21 protein-coding genes are annotated in these 16,841 nt (G+C 67.7%); 16 read left to right on the top strand and 5 right to left on the bottom strand.

The genetic code is table 11. The features are described from left to right. Positions 1-6 precede the first annotated feature (6 nt). Positions 7-1,113 (bottom strand): DUF2066 domain-containing protein, encoded by a 1,107-nt coding sequence (locus tag AC1DER_RS13275; protein ID WP_477243378.1) that lies wholly within the window; start codon positions 1,111-1,113, stop codon positions 7-9. A gap of 184 nt (positions 1,114-1,297) precedes the next feature. Between AC1DER_RS13275 and purM the strand changes: the two genes are divergently transcribed. Genes purM through AC1DER_RS13255 form a run of 4 tightly spaced genes read left to right on the top strand, consistent with a single transcriptional unit; the run spans position 1,298 to position 4,513 of the window. Beyond that, positions 1,298-2,359, top strand: coding sequence for a phosphoribosylformylglycinamidine cyclo-ligase (gene purM / locus AC1DER_RS13270; protein ID WP_477243380.1), 1,062 nt, complete (start codon positions 1,298-1,300; stop codon positions 2,357-2,359). A gap of 7 nt (positions 2,360-2,366) precedes the next feature. Continuing rightward, entirely contained in the window at positions 2,367-3,053 is a 687-nt protein-coding gene (gene purN / locus AC1DER_RS13265; RefSeq protein WP_477243382.1) for a phosphoribosylglycinamide formyltransferase, read from the top strand. Between the two features lie 30 nt (positions 3,054-3,083). Beyond that, positions 3,084-3,800: a DUF3108 domain-containing protein gene (locus AC1DER_RS13260; protein WP_477243384.1), complete on the top strand. Its 717-nt coding sequence runs from the start codon at positions 3,084-3,086 to the stop codon at positions 3,798-3,800. Next, positions 3,800-4,513, top strand: a complete 714-nt coding sequence (locus AC1DER_RS13255) for a DUF3108 domain-containing protein (protein ID WP_477243386.1) — start codon at positions 3,800-3,802, stop codon at positions 4,511-4,513. The genes AC1DER_RS13260 and AC1DER_RS13255 overlap by 1 nt, the downstream gene beginning before the upstream one ends. A 257-nt stretch (positions 4,514-4,770) precedes the next feature. On the opposite strand, the gene AC1DER_RS13250 is transcribed toward AC1DER_RS13255, so the two are convergent. The 4 genes from AC1DER_RS13250 to AC1DER_RS13235 all read right to left on the bottom strand — a co-directional run bounded on the left by AC1DER_RS13250 (position 4,771) and on the right by AC1DER_RS13235 (position 7,958). Beyond that, positions 4,771-5,910: an SDR family oxidoreductase gene (locus AC1DER_RS13250; protein ID WP_477243388.1), complete on the bottom strand. Its 1,140-nt coding sequence runs from the start codon at positions 5,908-5,910 to the stop codon at positions 4,771-4,773. A gap of 121 nt (positions 5,911-6,031) precedes the next feature. After that, entirely contained in the window at positions 6,032-6,343 is a 312-nt protein-coding gene (locus AC1DER_RS13245; RefSeq protein WP_477243545.1) for an EF-hand domain-containing protein, read from the bottom strand. 10 nt (positions 6,344-6,353) lie between these two features. Continuing rightward, positions 6,354-7,649, bottom strand: a complete 1,296-nt coding sequence (gene murA / locus AC1DER_RS13240) for a UDP-N-acetylglucosamine 1-carboxyvinyltransferase (RefSeq protein WP_441817251.1) — start codon at positions 7,647-7,649, stop codon at positions 6,354-6,356. A 66-nt stretch (positions 7,650-7,715) separates the two neighbouring features. Continuing rightward, on the bottom strand, positions 7,716-7,958 hold the full coding sequence (locus AC1DER_RS13235) for a BolA family protein (protein WP_441817250.1): 243 nt from the start codon (positions 7,956-7,958) through the stop codon (positions 7,716-7,718). Positions 7,959-8,105: 147 nt separating this feature from the next. Between AC1DER_RS13235 and AC1DER_RS13230 the strand changes: the two genes are divergently transcribed. The 12 genes from AC1DER_RS13230 (at position 8,106) to AC1DER_RS13175 (ending at position 16,825) form a co-directional block, all read left to right on the top strand. Next, positions 8,106-9,131 (top strand): KpsF/GutQ family sugar-phosphate isomerase, encoded by a 1,026-nt coding sequence (locus tag AC1DER_RS13230; RefSeq protein ID WP_441817249.1) that lies wholly within the window; start codon positions 8,106-8,108, stop codon positions 9,129-9,131. Positions 9,132-9,137: 6 nt separating this feature from the next. Beyond that, positions 9,138-9,719 carry a KdsC family phosphatase gene (locus AC1DER_RS13225; protein WP_441817248.1) on the top strand — a complete coding sequence of 194 codons (582 nt, stop codon included), beginning with the start codon at positions 9,138-9,140 and terminating at the stop codon, positions 9,717-9,719. Further along, complete coding sequence (lptC, locus tag AC1DER_RS13220) at positions 9,716-10,288, top strand: LPS export ABC transporter periplasmic protein LptC (RefSeq protein ID WP_477243391.1); 573 nt, start codon at positions 9,716-9,718, stop codon at positions 10,286-10,288. Before AC1DER_RS13225 ends, lptC begins: the two co-directional genes overlap by 4 nt. Then, a complete protein-coding gene (gene lptA, locus AC1DER_RS13215; protein ID WP_477243393.1) occupies positions 10,269-10,796 on the top strand; it encodes a lipopolysaccharide transport periplasmic protein LptA in 528 nt (175 codons plus the stop codon). Before lptC ends, lptA begins: the two co-directional genes overlap by 20 nt. Further along, positions 10,796-11,515: an LPS export ABC transporter ATP-binding protein gene (gene lptB, locus AC1DER_RS13210; RefSeq protein ID WP_441817245.1), complete on the top strand. Its 720-nt coding sequence runs from the start codon at positions 10,796-10,798 to the stop codon at positions 11,513-11,515. The genes lptA and lptB overlap by 1 nt, the downstream gene beginning before the upstream one ends. A gap of 93 nt (positions 11,516-11,608) precedes the next feature. Continuing rightward, on the top strand, positions 11,609-13,027 hold the full coding sequence (locus AC1DER_RS13205; protein WP_441817244.1) for an RNA polymerase factor sigma-54: 1,419 nt from the start codon (positions 11,609-11,611) through the stop codon (positions 13,025-13,027). Between the two features lie 170 nt (positions 13,028-13,197). Then, positions 13,198-13,524: a ribosome hibernation-promoting factor, HPF/YfiA family gene (gene hpf, locus AC1DER_RS13200; RefSeq protein WP_158734200.1), complete on the top strand. Its 327-nt coding sequence runs from the start codon at positions 13,198-13,200 to the stop codon at positions 13,522-13,524. 120 nt (positions 13,525-13,644) lie between these two features. Then, positions 13,645-14,595 carry an HPr(Ser) kinase/phosphatase gene (gene hprK / locus AC1DER_RS13195; protein ID WP_441817243.1) on the top strand — a complete coding sequence of 317 codons (951 nt, stop codon included), beginning with the start codon at positions 13,645-13,647 and terminating at the stop codon, positions 14,593-14,595. 48 nt (positions 14,596-14,643) lie between these two features. Beyond that, positions 14,644-15,525, top strand: coding sequence for an RNase adapter RapZ (rapZ, locus tag AC1DER_RS13190; protein WP_441817242.1), 882 nt, complete (start codon positions 14,644-14,646; stop codon positions 15,523-15,525). Positions 15,526-15,745: 220 nt separating this feature from the next. Then, the gene (locus AC1DER_RS13185; RefSeq protein ID WP_477243397.1) at positions 15,746-16,021 is read left to right on the top strand and encodes a hypothetical protein; all 276 of its coding nucleotides are present in this window, start codon (positions 15,746-15,748) and stop codon (positions 16,019-16,021) included. A 126-nt stretch (positions 16,022-16,147) separates the two neighbouring features. After that, positions 16,148-16,540, top strand: coding sequence for a PTS sugar transporter subunit IIA (locus AC1DER_RS13180; RefSeq protein ID WP_441817240.1), 393 nt, complete (start codon positions 16,148-16,150; stop codon positions 16,538-16,540). 15 nt (positions 16,541-16,555) lie between these two features. Then, entirely contained in the window at positions 16,556-16,825 is a 270-nt protein-coding gene (locus AC1DER_RS13175; RefSeq protein ID WP_441817239.1) for an HPr family phosphocarrier protein, read from the top strand. Positions 16,826-16,841 lie beyond the last annotated feature (16 nt).

Below are 16,841 nucleotides of genomic sequence, written 5' to 3'. Positions count from 1 at the left end.
CTGTTGTCAACGCAGCCGATAGACCGGCGGCTGTCCTTCGAGGCCTTCCATCACCTCGATCACGTCATCGCGCGCCAGCATGCGGTTGAAGCCCGGCATGCCGCTGACCAGTTCCAGCTCGTACTCAAGCCCCAGCGGCGTTGCCCGCATCGGGGTCATGCGGCGCACCACCGACACCTTCTGCAGGTAGCCGGCGAGGCGGATGAAGTCGTCGCTGCTGTCGATGCCGGTGAAGGTCACGCGATAACTGCCGGCCTGGCCGGAGTCGGCGCGCTTGGCGTAGCGCTTCATCAGCGCGTCGGCGGCGCCGTCGGCACCGTTGGCCATCAGCTGGCGCGGGTCGGTGCCGGTCTGCGACCAGCTCGACAGCACCTTGCCGCCGTCGACGAAGGTCCAGTCGGCCTTCCAGCCAGCGGTGGTGTCGCGGTAGAGCTTGCCGATCAGCTGCATCGGCGGGCTGTAGCGGGCCGATGCGCGCGCGACCGCGGCGCTGTCACCGCGCCAGATCGCGCCGACGGCGGCCAGTTCGGCGGCGTTGCCGGTCGGCAGGCCGAGCTTGTAGCCGCGCTCGGTGGCGCGGTTGAGGGCCGGACGGGCCGCATTCACCTGCGGCAACCCGACCAGGCGCGGGCCGCTGCCGTCATCGATCGCCAGCCACAGCACCGGCTTGGGCCGCGGCTGCGGCCAGACCGGGATGCCCAGCGTGGTGGCGAGCTCGTTGACCGCCTCCTCGTTGTAGTTGATCACCAGGGTGGTGCGGAAGCTCGGCGCGCCGGTCGGGCCCAGGCCCTCGTCCTGGCGGTAGTCGTAGTTGTCGACATAGGTCCTGGCCTGGCGCAGCTCCTGCCCCACGCCGGGTCGCGAGGCCGCGCCACGGTCGCCGGAGAGCTTGCCCAGCACCAGGGCCAGGCCACGGGCGAAAGCGGAATTGCGCTCCCCCTCGCCCTGGCCGTTGACCTGCACCTCGGTGGCGTAGATGCCCTCGGCGCGGGCCCGGTCGCCCTCCACGCGCTGCGCGGCGGCGCTGAAACTGGCCAGCTGCAGGCTCAGTGCCAGCCCTGCCGTCATCGCTGCGGCCACCACCTTGCCCAGGACTTTCGAATGGATCTTCATGCGCCCCAGCATGCCTGTTGCGCCGCTCGCAGAGCGTGTTCCCGTGCCAATTGCCCGAACCATCGCTATCCCTGGTGGTGCGTAATGAGCGGAAATGGTGCCGCAGTGGCGTCGGCACGTCCATTCGAAGGCGTCACGACTGGTAAAATCGCCCCTTCATATCCCGCGACCGCCGAGGCCGCCCGTGTCCAGCACTCCCCCCAGCCCCACCACCCTCACCTACCGCGACGCCGGCGTCGACATCGATGCGGGCAACGAGGTCGTCGAACGCATCAAGCCGCTGGTCAAGCGCAGCTTCCGTCCCGAGGTGATGGGTGGCCTGGGTGGCTTCGGGGCCCTGTTCGATCTGTCGGGCAAGTACAAGGAGCCGGTGCTGGTCTCGGGCACCGACGGCGTCGGCACCAAGCTCAAGCTCGCCCAGCAGCTGAACCGCCACGACACGATCGGCATCGACCTGGTCGGCATGTGCGTCAACGATGTGCTGGTGCAGGGCGCCGAGCCGCTGTTCTTCCTCGACTACTTCGCCACCGGCAAGCTTGACGTCGACACCACCGTGGCCGTGGTCGGCGGCATCGCCAAGGGTTGCGAGATGTCCGGCTGCGCGCTGATCGGCGGCGAGACCGCGGAGATGCCCGACATGTATCCGCCGGGCGAGTACGACCTGGCCGGCTTCTGCGTCGCCGCGGTGGAAAAGTCGAAGTTGCTCGACGGCGCCAAGGTGCGCCAGGGCGACGTGCTGCTCGGCATCGCCTCCAGTGGCCCGCACTCCAACGGTTACTCGCTGGTGCGCAGGATCTACGATCGCGCCGGCCGCCCGGCAGACCTCGATCTCGGCGGCGTCAAGCTGATCGACGCGCTGATGGCGCCGACCGCGCTGTACGTCAAGCCGATCCTGGAACTGCTCGGCAAGCACGACGGTGCAGAAGGTGGAATCAGCGCGATGGCGCACATCACCGGTGGCGGCCTGACCGAGAACATCATCCGCGTGATCCCCGACGGCCTGGGCCTGCAGATCGAAGCATCGAGCATCGTCCTGCCGCCGGTGTTCGACTGGCTGCAGCGCGAAGGCGCGGTGCCCAACGACGACATGTGGCGCACCTTCAACTGCGGCGTGGGCTTTGTGCTGGTGGTCGCGCCGGGCGACGTCGCCGCGGTCAGCGCTGACCTGGACCGCCTGGGCCTGAGCCATCGCCCGATCGGCCAGGTGGTCAAGGCCGGCGACGGCGAGCGCGTGCACATCGGCTGATCCAGGCATGCAACGCATCGCGGTGCTGGCCTCGGGCCGGGGCAGCAACCTGCAGGCCATCATCGATGCGATCTCGGCGGGCGATCTGGCCGCCGGGATCGTCGGTGTGTTCTCCGACAAACCGGCGGCCGCCGCGCTGCAGCGGGTCGCCCCGGAGCTGCGCTGGAGCGCCGACGCCAGGGCCTATCCGTCGCGGGAGGCCTTCGATGCCGACCTCGCCGATGCGGTCGCCGCCTGCCGGCCGGACTGGGTGGTCTGCGCCGGCTACCTGCGCATCCTCGGCGATGCCTTTGTCGAGCGTTTCCGCGACCGCCTGCTGAACATCCACCCTTCCCTGCTGCCGAAGTACCCGGGACTGCGCACGCATGCGCGCGCCATTGCCGATGGCGAGCGCGAGCATGGCGCCAGCGTTCATTTCGTCATCCCCGAACTGGACGCAGGCAATGTCATCGCCCAGGCGGTAGTGCCGGTACTGGCTGGCGACGACGTCGACTCCTTGTCGGCGCGTGTACTGGCGGTGGAGCACCCGCTGCTTGTGGCAGTCTTGCGCCTGGCCGTTTCCGGCCGCCTGGCTGAACAGGGGACAACCATCAGCGTTGACGGTCATCCCCTGTTTACAGCGCTGCGCTTAGATTCCGCCGGTGTTTTGCACGCTCACCACGTTCCCGGCGCCTCGCCTTCTGTGCCAGTCTGACGCCTCCGCGCGTCCCCGATCCAAGGTTCGATGAAGCCGATACTCCGCGTCCTGACTCTGCTGCTGTGCACCGCGGTTTCCGCTCCGGCGCTGGCGCTGGAGTCGTTCGTCGCCAATTACCAGGTGTTCAACGCCGGCAAGGCGCTGGGTGAGGCGACGATGCAGGTGGTGCCCGGCGACAGCGCCGGGCGCTGGCGCATCGACCTCAACATGCGCGGCACCCGTGGCCTGATGGGCCTGGCCGGCGTCAACGCGCAGCAGAGCACCGTATTCGAGATGGTTGGCGACGTGTACCGCCCGCTCAGCCAGAGCACGGTGCGCAAGGCATTGTTCGTCGGCAAGCAGATGACCGGCACCTACGACTGGGCCAGCCACTCGGCGCGCTGGACAGGCGACGTCAAGAAGAACCGGCGGGAGCCGGTGCCGCTGCGCGATGGCGACATGAGCGGATTGCTGATCAACCTGGCGATCATCCGCGACGCACAACCCGGTCGCACCCTCGACTACCGCTTCGTCGACAACGGCCGCGCCCGTGATCAGCGCTATGCGGTTGCCGCCGATCTGGAAAGCGTCGCCGTCGATGGCATGAGCTTCAACGCCATGCGCGTCCAGCGCGTACAGGGCGGCAATGAGGAAACGGTGGTGTGGGTGGTCGAGGGCGTGCCCACGCCGGTGCGCATACTGCAGCGTGAAAATGGCGAAGACACCTTCGACCTGCGCCTGGTCGACTACAAAGGAGCCCAATGATGGCCCCCAGCAAGACCACCACCACAACCCGCACGTCACGCGCGCGCCTGCACGGCCTGTTCGCCGCCGCGCTGCTGGCAGTGACCAGTGCCCCGGCGCTGGCGATCAAGCCGTTCACCGCTGACTACCAGGCCAGCTACATGGGCGTGGTCGGCAATGGCCGCATGACGCTCGTTGCCGACGGCGCCAACCGCTGGAAATACAGCCTCACCGTCACCGCGCCGCTGGCCGACCTGCGCCAGACCACGGTGTTCGAGGACAAGGGCGGGCAATGGCGTCCGCTGTCCGGCGTCGACACCGCCAAGGTGCTGGCCAAGGGCAAGACCAAGAACGCGACCTACGACTGGGGCCGCGGCGTCGCCACCTGGACCGGTGACGTCAAGCCCGACCGCGCCGGCCCGATCAAGCTGCAAAGCGGCGACCTGGATGCCCTGCTGATCAACCTGGCGATCGTGCGCGACCTGGCCGCCGGCAAGCCGATGAACTACCGGATGGTCGAAGACGGCAAGGTCCGCGACCTCACCTACACGGTCGCCGGCAAGGAACAGATCACCGTCGCCGGCAAGCCGCAGCAGGCCACCAAGGTTGTCTCCACGCATGGCGACAAGCAGACCATCGCCTGGATCGTCGACGGCATGCCGGTGCCCGCGCGCATCCTGCAGCGCGACAAGGGCCAGGACGCGATCGACCTGCTAGTCCAGGCAGTGCGCTGATCCCGATAGGGAAGACGAGTACCCGGTGCGGACAAGGGCACCGTTTGACCGTCGCACGAAGACCATGCCCCCCAGCGCCCGAGCGTTGTCCGCCGGGCCGGGGATTGCGGAGCAGTGGGCCATGGATGGCCCACGCCCCGCATCAAGACAGGATGTCGTCTGCGGGGCGTAGCGATCCCCGGCCCGGCGGACGACGCCCTCCCGAAGCCCGCCACGCCGCGCACCTCAAGCCATCACGCCATCACGCCATCACGCCATCACGCCTTAGCGTGCCAAGCCTTCAGCAGCGCAGTTTCCTGCTCCCGCGAGATACCCGCGCGCAAGGTCGCCTGGCGATCGGCCGGCTGACTGTGGAACCATTCAAGCAGCTCCGCAACCGTGGTATCGAACGGCCGACAGGTAAGCCCGGCCGCCACGGCGCGCGCATTGCTGACCGCACCGTAGCCCGCATACGGCCCACCCTTCGACGACACCCAGATCGGCAACTCGATCTTCTGCTCGTCGAGGAATTCCGCAGACACGTGCGTGTATGTGGGCTTCTTGCCGGTGACGCGTTCGCAGCCCTTGAGCATCGCCGCCATGCTCAGCGGATCCTTCGGCCCGACCGCATTGAACGTGCCGAACGTGCCCGCCTCGGCCAGGCGGATCATCCACTCGCCCAGATCGCGGCCGTCGATGATCTGCACCGGATCGGAACCGTCGCCGGGCACCAGCATCTCGCCGCCCTGCGCCACCCGGTGCGGCCAATAAGTGAAGCGATCGGTTTCGTCGCGGGGCCCGACGATGTAACCGGGGCGGACGATGGTGACGCGCTCACCGAACTGCTTGCGCGCCTCGGCCTCGCTCAATGCCTTGAGCGGACCGTACAGATGTTCGAGATCGGCGCGCAGCGACTCCTGCGTCTCGGTCATCGCGTCCTTGCCCTCGTACACCGCCAGCGGCGCATCCTCGGTGATGCCCGGATGGCTGCCGTCGGCATAGGCCGAGATGCTGGAAATGAAGAGGTAATGGCCGACGTTGCCCTTGAGCACGTTGCCGGCATCGCGCACCCAGAACGGCAGGCTGGTGGGGTTGTCGAGGCAGACGTCCCACTTGCGCCCCTGCAGCGACTTGAGATCGCCGGTGTTGCGATCGCCGAACAACTGCTCGACCTGGCCCGGCCATTCCGGCGACGGACGCTTGCCGCGGTTGAACAAGGTCACCTTGTGCCCGCGCGCGAGCGCGTAATTGACCTGGAACGGACCGGTAAAACCGGTGCCGCCAAGGATCAGGATGTTGAGCGGCCTGGCTGCGCGCCCGATCGGTTTTGATGGGCTGGCCCGTGCCCACTGCGGCAGCGCGGCAGAGGCCGCGGCGAGTGCACCGAACTTGAGCAGGTCACGACGGGTGGTGGTCATGCGGACATTCCTGGCGAGTCGCCGGAATTCTTAGCACATCGGCAACGGATTGCATGTGCGATGCGGCATGGGCGACAGCATGGACCCCGGCGACGCGCAGCATCGCCAGGGCGGCAACGCCTCAGGGTTTGGGCGCTGCCGGCTGCATCGTCGTGCGGCAGTCCACGCGCAGCGTTTCGGTCGAGCCGCGCCACGAATAGGCACGGCATTCGCGCGGGCCTTCGTGGGTGACCTCAACCGTCACCGCATAGAACGACTGCAGCATCTCGCCCATCGTGACCTGGCCGTCGCTGTTCCAGTCCATCTGCTTGCGCTCGAGCCCGCGGGTGGCCGCAGAGCCGGTGAAGTGCAACCAGGCCACGACGCCCAGCAGCACCAGCACCAGGCCCAGCAGGGCCTTGCGACGGGTCGAGAACTTTCCGCGCGCGAGGATCACGGCGCCATCAACCGGCAATGCGGCGGATGGTTGCACCCAGCCCGGAGAACTTCTCTTCGAGGTTTTCGTAACCGCGGTCGAGGTGATAGATGCGATCGATGGTCGTGGAGCCTTCGGCCACCAGGCCGGCCAGCACCAGCGACGCCGACGCGCGCAGGTCGGTCGCCATCACCGGCGCCGCGGTGAGGCGCTCGACGCCGCGGATGATCGCGGTGTGGCCTTCGACGCGGATGTCCGCGCCCAGGCGCTGCAGTTCCGAGACGTGCATGAAGCGGTTTTCAAAGATCGTCTCGTTGATCACGCCGACGCCATCGGCGATGCAGTTCATCGCCATGAACTGCGCCTGCATGTCGGTCGGGAACGCCGGATGCGGCGCCGTGGTCAGGTCGACAGCGCGCGGGCGCTTGCCCTGCATGTCCAGCGTGATGCGGTCGCCTTCGATGTCGATCTGCGCGCCGGCCTGCTTGAGCTTGTCGATGACGGCATCGAGCGTGTCCGGACGCGCGCGGCGAACGGTGACGCGGCCGCCGGTCATCGCTGCGGCCACCAGGAAGGTGCCGGTCTCGATGCGGTCGGGAAGCACGTCGTGGCTGCCGCCGTGCAGGCGCTCGACGCCGTGGACGACGATGCGGCCGCTGCCGGCATGCTCGATGTTCGCGCCCAGCGCATTGAGGCAGTCGGCGAGGTCGACGATCTCCGGCTCCATCGCCGCGTTCTCGAGCACGCTGGTGCCTTCGGCGAGCACCGCTGCCATCAGCACGTTCTCGGTGCCGGTGACGGTGACCACGTCGAAGACGAAGCGCGCGCCCTTCAGGCGACCGTTGCGGTGGGCCTTGATGTAGCCGTTCTCGACGGTGATCTCCGCACCCAGTGCCTGCAGGCCCTTGATGTGCTGGTCGACCGGACGCGAACCGATCGCGCAACCACCGGGCAGCGAGACTTCGGCGGCGCCGAACTTGGCCAGCAGCGGGCCGAGCACGAGCACCGAAGCGCGCATGGTCTTGACCAGCTCGTACGGGGCGACGTGGCTGTGCACCGTGGTCGGATCAACCACGATCCCGCGGCCGCGGCCGGGCTTGCCGTTGACGCTGATGGTGCCCTCGTCGACGGTGATGCCGGCGCCGAGCTCGCCCAGCAGCTTGGCCGTGGTGACCACGTCATGCAGGTGCGGCACGTTGCTGATCGACACCGGGCCGTCGGCCAGCAGCGTCGCGCACAGGATCGGCAGCACCGCATTCTTGGCGCCGGAGATCTGCACCTCGCCGTTCAGCGCGGCGCCGCCTTCTACTACGATCTTCTGCATGGTCTGGGTCTGGGTCTGGGTCTAGGTCTGGATGTGTGGATTCTGGAGAGGCAGCCGATCAGCCGATCAACTGGATTGTTGGCCGGCCTCTTCGGGTGTAACCGTCTTCAGCGCCAGCGCGTGGATCTCGCCGCCCATGCGCTCGCCCAGGGTCGCGTAGACCAGGCGATGGCGGGCCAGCGGAAGCTTGCCGCGGAACGCCTCGGCCACTACGGTGGCCTCGAAATGGACGCCGTCGTCGCCGCGCACGTCGGCGCGCGAGCCCGGCAGGCCCTGTTCGATCAGCTGGCGGATGGTCTCGGGATTCACGTAGCAGGGCCTCGGAGTGCATGCGGCCTGCGGCAGCAGGGCTGCGCGCGGTCTCGCGGTGGGCGGGAGCCCGGGCTTGACGGGCTTTTGGCGGATGAACCGCATAGAATTGATGGATTAGCCTAGCGGAAAGGCCCCCGGTCCGAAATGGCAAGCGTCCCGACCCCTGCCCAGCCCCACCCCATCCAGCCGTATGCCGATGATCCGGCGCAGCTCGCCGCCAGCGGCCGCCGCGTGTTCGAGATCGAGGCGCAGGCGCTCGCCGCCGTGGCCGAGCGAATCGATGGCGACTTCAGCGCGGCCTGCAAGCTGATCCTGGCCTCCAGCGGCCGCGTGGTCTGCACCGGCATGGGCAAGTCCGGCCACATCGCCCGCAAGATCGCCGCCACCCTGGCCTCGACCGGCACCCCGGCCTTCTACGTCCACCCGGGCGAGGCCGGCCACGGCGACCTGGGCATGATCACCGACGTCGACGTGGTCCTGGCGCTGTCCTACTCGGGCGAGAGCGACGAAGTGCTGATGCTGCTGCCGGTGCTCAAGCGCCAGGGCAACAAGCTGATCACCATGACCGGCCGCCCGCAGTCCTCGCTGGCGCGCGAGGCCGACGTGCACCTGGACGTCAGCGTCCCGGCCGAAGCCTGCCCGCTGGCGCTGGCGCCGACCTCCAGCACCACCGCCTCGCTGGCGCTGGGCGACGCACTGGCGGTGGCATTGCTGGATGCGCGCGGCTTCACCGCCGACGATTTCGCCCGCTCGCACCCGGCCGGCGCGCTTGGCCGACGGCTGCTGCTGCACATCGCCGACATCATGCATGCCGGCGACGACGTGCCCAAGGTCAGCGCAGACGCCAGTGTCAGCGAGGCCCTGATCGAGATGAGCCGCAAGCGCCTGGGCATGACGGCCGTGGTCGACGATGAGGGGCGCCTGCTCGGCCTCTATACCGACGGCGACCTGCGCCGCACGCTCGACGACGTCGGCGTCGACCTGCGCCACACCCGCATCGCCGAAGTCATGACGCGCTCGCCCAAGACGATCGATTCCGATTCGCTCGCGGTCGAGGCGGCGCAATTGATGGAGGCACACAAGATCAGCGGCCTGCTCGTGGTCGACGAGTCGCGGCGGGTCGTGGGCGCGCTGAATATTCATGACCTGTTGCGCGCCCGGGTGGTCTAAGGACCCATGACCTACAGCCACCTCAACGACTATCCGGCCGACATCCGCGAGCGCGCGACGCGCATCCGCCTGGCCTGCTTCGACGTCGACGGCACGCTCACCGACGGTCGTCTCTACTTCGACGGCGAGGGCCGCGAGCTCAAGGCCTTCCACGTCCATGACGGGCAGGGCCTGGTGCTGCTGCGGAAGTTCGGGATCACGGTCGCCTTCGTCACGGCACGCGCCAGCGAAGTGGCGCAGCGCCGCGCGGCCGACCTGGGCATCGCCGAAGTGCATACGGCCGTGGCGGACAAGCTCGCCTGCGTGCGCGACATCGCCGCGCGGCTGGGCATCGCCATGGACCAGGTCTCGTTCATGGGCGACGACCTGCCGGACCTGCGCGTCATGCTGCAGACCGGCCTGGCGGTGGCGCCAGCCAACGCCCATCCGTGGGTCGCCGGCCGTGTGCACTGGCGCACCAGCAGCCGTGCGGGGCACGGCGCGGCGCGCGAACTGTGCGACCTGCTGCTGGCCGCCCAGGGCCACGCGGAAACGCTGCTGACGCAGGTCAGCAAGGTCGAAGGCGTCCGCGTCGAGGGCAACGCATGACCCGCCGCGGCCTGGTGATATTCCTGCTGCTGCTCGTCGGCGCGGTACTCAGCACCTGGGCCCTGTGGTCGCAGCGCGATCGCGACACGCGCTCCAGCGCCGCCAGCAACCGGCCCGACTACACCCTTCACGACTTCGAGCTGACCGTGCTCGACGAGCAGGGCCAGGAAGCGTTTACCCTGAAGGCCCCCAGGATGGACCGCGACCCGCGGGCGAAGACGCTGGACATCGCCACGCCGCTGTTCGTGATCCCGCCCAAGGCCGGCAGCAAGGCGACCCCGTGGGAGGTGCGCTCGCAGACCGGCTGGGTCAGCGAAAAAGGCGACGAGGTACGCCTGCGCGGCAACGTCAAGGCGCTCAGCAACAATGCCGACGGCAAGCCGGTGAGCATCGCCACCGACCACCTGAACGTTTTCCCGGACGACAAGCGCGCCACTTCGACCGCGAAGGTAACCGTGACCCAGCCGGGCTTTATACTGAACGGCCAAGGGCTGGAAGCCGACCTCGATGCCAAGCGCATCATCCTTCAATCCGACGTCAAGGCCCGCTATGACCGTTCAGTCCGCTAGCCTGCCGATACTGCGCCTGGCCATCGTGCTGGCGACCGTGCTGGCGCTGGCTCCCGCCGGCGTGCTGGCCCGCACCAGCGATCGCAACAAGCCGATGGACATCGATGCCGGTCGCAGCGACTACTCGATGGACGACAGCAAGCCGACCACCCTCAGCGGCGGGGTGATCATCACCCAGGGCACCCTAGACATCCGCTCCACCCAGGCCGTGATCCATTCCGCCGGCGGCGACCCGGTGCGGGCGGTGCTGACCGGCTCGCCGGTCACGCTCAAGCAGGAGCTCGACGACGGCAAGGCCATGAACGCGGTCGCCAGCAAGGTCGATTACGACCTCAAGAGCGAGATCGTCGTGTTCACCGGCGGCGTCAACATCCAGCAGCCCAGCGGCTCCATCGCCGGCGAGCGGGTGATCTACAACATGAAGACCGGCCAGGTGCAGGGCGGCGGCCAGGATGCCGGCCGGGTCAAGATCCGGATCATGCCCAAGAACGCGCAGGGAGGCGGCTGATGCTGGTCGCCCAGGGGTTGCGCAAGGCCTATCGTTCCCGCGAGGTCGTCAAGGATTTCGCCCTGACCCTGGATGCCGGCGAGGTTGTCGGCCTGCTCGGCCCCAATGGCGCCGGCAAGACCACCTGCTTCTACATGATCGTCGGCCTGGTCCCGGCCGATGCCGGGCAGATCGTGCTCGACGGCAAGGACATCACCTCCGAGCCGATGTACGCCCGCGCCAAGTACGGCGTCGGCTACCTGCCGCAGGAGCCGTCGGTCTTCCGCAAGCTCAGCGTCGCCGACAACATCCGCCTGGTGCTGGAACTGCGCGAGGACCTCGACAAGGCCGGGCGCGAGCGCGAACTGGCCAGCCTGATGGACGAACTGCAGGTCACCCACGTCTCCGGCCAGATCGGCGCGAGCCTCTCGGGCGGCGAACGCCGCCGCGTCGAGATCGCCCGCGCGCTCGCGGCCAAGCCCAGGCTGATGCTGCTCGACGAGCCCTTCGCCGGCGTCGACCCGATTTCGGTCGGCGAGATCCAGCGAATCGTGCGCCACCTCAAGAATCGCGGCATCGGCGTGCTGATCACCGACCACAACGTTCGCGAAACCTTGGGTATTTGCGATCGGGCGTATATTCTCAACGAAGGTGGCGTGCTCGCGCAGGGAGCACCCGACGCGCTGCTTGCAAATCCCGACGTCCGACGCGTTTATCTGGGTGAAACCTTCCGGCTTTGATTTCAAGTCGATGAAGGATGTGGTGCGCAGCACGCGCACCACGACGAACGCGGCACGGCCGTCGACCTCCCCCGGTCGCGTTAGTCTCAGACAATGAAGCCCCGCCTCCAAGCCGCACTAGGACAACAGCTGGTGATGACACCGCAGTTGCGTCAGGCGATCCGCCTGCTGCAATTGTCGGCAGTCGAGCTTGAAGCTGAACTGGCGGCTGCGGTGGAGAGCAATCCGCTGCTGGACTGGACCGAAGTCGCGATCAGCGTCACCAATGGCAATGGCGCAAGCGATTCGTCGTCGCACGAAGACAGCAGCGAGCACCTGCCGCCCGAGGCCGAATGGGGCAGCAACGACGGCGAGCCCTGGTACGAGCGCATCGGCCCGGCCGACAGCGATGACGATGCCCCGGTTGCCGAACAGGTCGCCGAGTCCGACACGCTGCACGACCACTTGCTGTGGCAGTTGCACCTGAGCCCGCTGTCGCCGCGCGACCGCCTGATCGGCGTGGCCCTGATCGAAGCCATCGACGACGACGGCTACCTGCGCGAGCCGCTGGATTCGATCGCCGAATCGCTGGCGCCGGCCGTGGAGGCCAGCGAGGAAGAGATCACCACCGTGCTGCACCAGGTGCAGCAGTTCGACCCGGTCGGGGTCGGTGCGCGCAGCCTGGGCGAATGCCTGCGCCTGCAGCTGGCGCAGTTCGCCATCGAAACCCCGGGCAAGGCCCTGGCCCACCAGCTGGCCAACGGCCCGCTGGAGCGGTTGCCGAAAGTCGGTGTCGCCGGCCTTGCCAGCGAGATGCGCCTGGAGCTGGGCGAGGTCGAGACCGCGGTGCACCTGCTGCGCTCGCTCGATCCGCGGCCCGGCGCGCAGATCGGCGCCATCGCCAGCGACACCTACATCGCCCCGGACCTGGTCATCTGGCGCCAGCACGGCCTGTGGCGGGTCGCGCTGGCCGACGGCATGCGTCCGCGCATTGCGATCCATCGCGGCTACGAGAGCATGGTGCGCCATGCCAGCGGCACCGATGCCAGCTACCTGCGTGGACACCTGCAGGAAGCGCGCTGGCTGCTCAAGAGCCTGGAAGCGCGTGGCGAGACATTGATCAAGGTCGCCCGTTGCCTGCTCAAGCAACAGGCGGCGTTCCTGGAATTTGGCGACAGCGCGCTGAGGCCGCTGACGCTGCGCGAAGTCGCGGCCGAAGTCGGGCTGCACGAATCCACCGTCTCGCGCGCAATCGCACGCAAGTACGCACGCACGCCACGCGGCACGGTGCCATTGCGCGCCTTCTTCGCCTCGGGGATCGATACGGGCGCGGGCGGCGAAGCGTCCAGCACCGCGATCCAGTCGATGATCCGGCGCCTGATCGAGGCCGAGAACCCGCGCAAGCCCCTGTCCGATGCGCGCCTGGCCGAAACGCTCAAGGCAACGGGCGTGCCAGTGGCGCGACGCACCGTCGCCAAGTACCGCGAGGCCATGAGCATCCCCTCGTCGCAGGATCGCGTGCGCATCGGCTGAATTGCGCAGCGCGCGTTAAAGATTCGCTGGGTGTTTGATGGTTTCAGCCAAAACCATCGACGGATCAAGGCCTTCCGGCCCACATTGGCCAAACTGCGAACGGTGGCCACTTGCACATCGCACCGGTCGTGCCATCCTGTCTTCCCGTTGCGACGTAAAGGAGGTCTCCGATGCGTATCGAAACCTACGGCCAGCAAATCGAAGTCACACCGGCTCTGCGTGACTACGTTGAATCCAAGCTGGCCCGACTGGAACGGCATTGCGAACAGGCTTTCGACGTCCGCACACAGCTCAGCCTGGACAAGCCCAATCACCGCGCCAAGGCCACCGTCAACATTGCTGGCCGCACCCTTCACGCCGACGCCGCTGCCATCGACATGTATGCCGCGATCGACCTGCTTTCCGACAAGCTCGACCGCCTGCTCAAGGAACACCGCAGCAAGGTCGTCGATCACCACCGCGGCGAGAGCGCCGCACGCAGCGACAGCTTCGGCTGACCCTTCCCACTCCATGCCCCTGGATGAATCGTTGAGTGCGACCGCGGTCGCGAACCTTGTCCAGTACATCCGTTCGTGCGGGCGCATTGCGCCCGCCGGACGACCTCGCCTGAGGCCCGCATGAGCACGAGCATCAGCGCAGGGGAACTGTTCGAACAACAACGCGATCGCCTCAGCCTGCGCTGGCTTGCCGGGCAGCAGGGCGAGCGGCGCGTGCTCGAGTCGGTCAACACCGTGGCGCGGCGGCCCTCGCTCGCCGGCTATCTCAACGCCATCTACCCGAACAAGGTGCAGATCCTGGGCACCGAGGAACTGGCCTGGCTGGATGCGCTCGATTCGCGCCTGCGCTGGGAGACGATCGAGAAGATCATCCAGTTCCGGCCGCTGGCGCTGGTGATCAGCAAGGACCAGACCTGCCCGGAAGACCTGCGCATCGCCGCACAGGAAAGCCAGACGCCGCTATGGGTGTCGCCGCGGCGCGGGCACGAACTGCTCAACCACCTGCAGTACCACCTCGCGCGCACGCTGGCGCCGCGGGTGACGCTGCACGGTGTGTTCATGGAGATCTATTCGATCGGCGTGCTGATCACCGGCGAGTCGGGTTCGGGCAAGAGCGAACTGGCGCTGGAACTGGTCACGCGCGGCCATCGCCTGGTCGCCGATGACGCGCCGGAGTTCACCCAGATCGCACCGGACGTGCTCGACGGCACCTGCCCGGACATGCTCCAGGACCTGCTCGAAGTGCGCGGCCTGGGCGTGCTCAACATCCGCCAGATGTTCGGCGACACCGCGGTGAAGAACAACAAGTACCTGCGCCTTATCGTGCACCTGGCCAAGCCGATGACCGAGCCCAAGCCGATGGGCATCGAGCGCCTCACCGGCGACAGCGGCGTGCGCCGCGTGCTCGACCTGGACGTTCCGATGATCACCTTGCCGGTCATGCCCGGCCGCAACCTGGCCGTGCTGACCGAAGCGGCGACGCGCCTGCACAGCCTGCGCATGAAAGGCCTGGACCCGGCGGCGGCGTTCATCGCGCGCCACAGCAATTTCCTCGAACGCGGCGACTCCTGACGTCGCGCGACGCCACCATCAACGCGCCACCATCAAAGACTCCGGCCCATGAGCGAAACACCCACCTCTTCCCTGGTCATCGTCAGCGGCATGTCCGGTTCGGGCAAGTCGGTGGCGCTGAAGACCTTCGAGGACCTGGGCTACTTCTGCGTCGACAACCTGCCGGCTGACCTGCTGCCGCAGTTCGTCGCCAGCGTGCAGCGCGCCGACGAGGGCGCGCCGGCCAAGCTCGCGGTGAGCATCGATGTTCGCAACCGCCACAACGACCTGAGCAACATCCCCGAATGGCTGTCGGCGGTGGGTGCGCTCGGCCTGGATCCGAAGCTGGTGTTCTTCGATGCCTGCGACGCGGTCGTGCTCAAGCGCTATGCCGATACGCGCCGTCGCCATCCGCTCAGCCACCTGGGTTTGTCGCTGGCCGATGCGATCTCGCTGGAACGCCAGGTGCTCAAGCCGCTGCGCTCGATTGCCGATGCCGTCGTCGACACCAGCGAGCTCAACGTCCACCAGCTGCGCCGGCAGGTCATCACCGAGTTCGGCATCGGTGGCGACACCGGCATGTCGTTATTGTTCGAATCGTTTGCGTACCGGCGCGGCGTGCCGGCCGATGCCGACTTCGTGTTCGATGCGCGGGCCCTGCCCAACCCGCATTGGGATCCGGTGCTGCGCCCGCTGTCGGGCCGCGATGCCGCGATCGGCGACTATCTGGAAGCGCAGCCGGATGTGAACCTGTTCGCCAACCAGATCAGCCAGTTCCTCGACACCTGGTTGCCGCGCCTGCACGTCGACAGCACACGAAGCTACGCCACCATCGCATTCGGCTGCACCGGTGGCCGGCATCGCTCGGTATACCTGGCCGAGCGCCTTGCCGAACACGCGCGCAAACAGGGCTGGGAAGAAGTCGCGGTGCACCACCGCGAACTCGACTGACGCTGCCGCAAGCGCATCGGCGCGTCTGGATCGCGCAGTGAATCCTCCTGCGAATCCGCCTGCGAATCCCCCAGTGCATCCTCCAGTGAATCCCCGCTGACTTCGTATCGCGTCGCAACGGCGCATCACGAAAATTTTGCGAGTTGCTTGCATCCATCTCCCATCGATGGCGGTACGGTCGGGTTGCGGTGCGCGGCACCGTGAAACGGAGACAGCGCTCATGAGATCGAAACCGTCCCATCCGACAATCGGCGCCCTCGCGCTGGTGCTGATGTCCACGGCACTGGCCATGAGTGGCTGCCAGAAGACCGAAACCACCACGCCGGTACCCGTGGAGACACCACCGCCCGAGACGCCGCCTCCGCCGGCCGAGGCGCCACCTGCCGATACGACCACGCCACCGGCGACGACACCCGAATCCGGCGCGCCGACGCCCCCGCCCGCGGAAGGCTCGGAGACCCCGCCGAAGGACGACACCACCCCGCCGTCGCACTGATCCCCCAGCTCCAGCGACGGCCCCCGCGGTCGCCCCGACCGCCAACCGCGGCCCGCAGCAATGCGGGCCGCTTCTTTTTGCGCACAACGCTTCCGGCCCGTCACCCGGCTCTGCTAATTTGATCGCATGGCCGTCGGCATCCTCCTGATCACCCATGAAGGCATTGGCAACGCGCTGCTCGCGGTGGCCGGGCGCCTGATGCGTCCGTTGCCGCTGAAGACCGAAGCCCTGGAGGTCCCGTTCGACGGCGACCCGGACGCACTGCTGCCACTGGCCAGCGCCGCACTGCGCCGGGTCGATGGGGGCGAAGGCGTGCTGGTGCTGACCGACCTGTATGGCGCGACCCCGAGCAACCTCGCCGCCAAGGTCGCCCGCCTGGGCACTCCGGTTCGCCGCGTGTCCGCGCTGAGCCTGCCAATGCTGCTTCGTGTGATGAACTACGCCGACCTGACCCTGGACGAGCTGCCCGCCGTGGCCGCCGCCGGTGCGCGCAACGGCGTCATCGTGGATGAGGCGTGAGGCGAGGAACCGGCGATGATCGAACACGAACTGACCGTCTCCAACCGCCTGGGCCTGCACGCGCGCGCGACCGCCAAGCTCGTGCAGGCACTGTCGGGATTCCGCAGCAGCGCCACGCTGACCGCCAAGGGTCGCGAGGTCAACGCCAAGAGCATCATGGGCGTGATGTTGCTGGCGGCCGGACAAGGCACCCTGGTCAAGCTGCGGGTCGAGGGCGAGGACGAGGCCAGCGCCGCGGAAGCTGTGATCTCGCTGTTCGAGCGGCGCTTCGACGAAGATAGCTGAGCAAGGCTGGACCGGG

This window comes from Lysobacter sp. 05T417 (assembly GCF_056396405.1).
This window is presented reverse-complemented; position numbering and strand designations above follow the sequence as displayed.

Coding starts and splice junctions, on each gene's coding strand:
- murA (WP_441817251.1), bottom strand. CDS start 7,649: ATGCAGAAGATCGTAGTAGAAGGCGGCGCCGCGCTGAACGGCGAGGTG.
- AC1DER_RS13205 (WP_441817244.1), top strand. CDS start 11,609: ATGAAGCCCCGCCTCCAAGCCGCACTAGGACAACAGCTGGTGATGACA.
- hprK (WP_441817243.1), top strand. CDS start 13,645: ATGAGCACGAGCATCAGCGCAGGGGAACTGTTCGAACAACAACGCGAT.
- AC1DER_RS13230 (WP_441817249.1), top strand. CDS start 8,106: ATGGCAAGCGTCCCGACCCCTGCCCAGCCCCACCCCATCCAGCCGTAT.
- AC1DER_RS13185 (WP_477243397.1), top strand. CDS start 15,746: ATGAGATCGAAACCGTCCCATCCGACAATCGGCGCCCTCGCGCTGGTG.
- AC1DER_RS13260 (WP_477243384.1), top strand. CDS start 3,084: ATGAAGCCGATACTCCGCGTCCTGACTCTGCTGCTGTGCACCGCGGTT.
- AC1DER_RS13255 (WP_477243386.1), top strand. CDS start 3,800: ATGGCCCCCAGCAAGACCACCACCACAACCCGCACGTCACGCGCGCGC.
- AC1DER_RS13175 (WP_441817239.1), top strand. CDS start 16,556: ATGATCGAACACGAACTGACCGTCTCCAACCGCCTGGGCCTGCACGCG.
- AC1DER_RS13250 (WP_477243388.1), bottom strand. CDS start 5,910: ATGACCACCACCCGTCGTGACCTGCTCAAGTTCGGTGCACTCGCCGCG.
- purN (WP_477243382.1), top strand. CDS start 2,367: ATGCAACGCATCGCGGTGCTGGCCTCGGGCCGGGGCAGCAACCTGCAG.
- AC1DER_RS13225 (WP_441817248.1), top strand. CDS start 9,138: ATGACCTACAGCCACCTCAACGACTATCCGGCCGACATCCGCGAGCGC.
- AC1DER_RS13275 (WP_477243378.1), bottom strand. CDS start 1,113: ATGAAGATCCATTCGAAAGTCCTGGGCAAGGTGGTGGCCGCAGCGATG.
- AC1DER_RS13180 (WP_441817240.1), top strand. CDS start 16,148: ATGGCCGTCGGCATCCTCCTGATCACCCATGAAGGCATTGGCAACGCG.
- rapZ (WP_441817242.1), top strand. CDS start 14,644: ATGAGCGAAACACCCACCTCTTCCCTGGTCATCGTCAGCGGCATGTCC.
- lptC (WP_477243391.1), top strand. CDS start 9,716: ATGACCCGCCGCGGCCTGGTGATATTCCTGCTGCTGCTCGTCGGCGCG.
- lptB (WP_441817245.1), top strand. CDS start 10,796: ATGCTGGTCGCCCAGGGGTTGCGCAAGGCCTATCGTTCCCGCGAGGTC.
- lptA (WP_477243393.1), top strand. CDS start 10,269: ATGACCGTTCAGTCCGCTAGCCTGCCGATACTGCGCCTGGCCATCGTG.
- hpf (WP_158734200.1), top strand. CDS start 13,198: ATGCGTATCGAAACCTACGGCCAGCAAATCGAAGTCACACCGGCTCTG.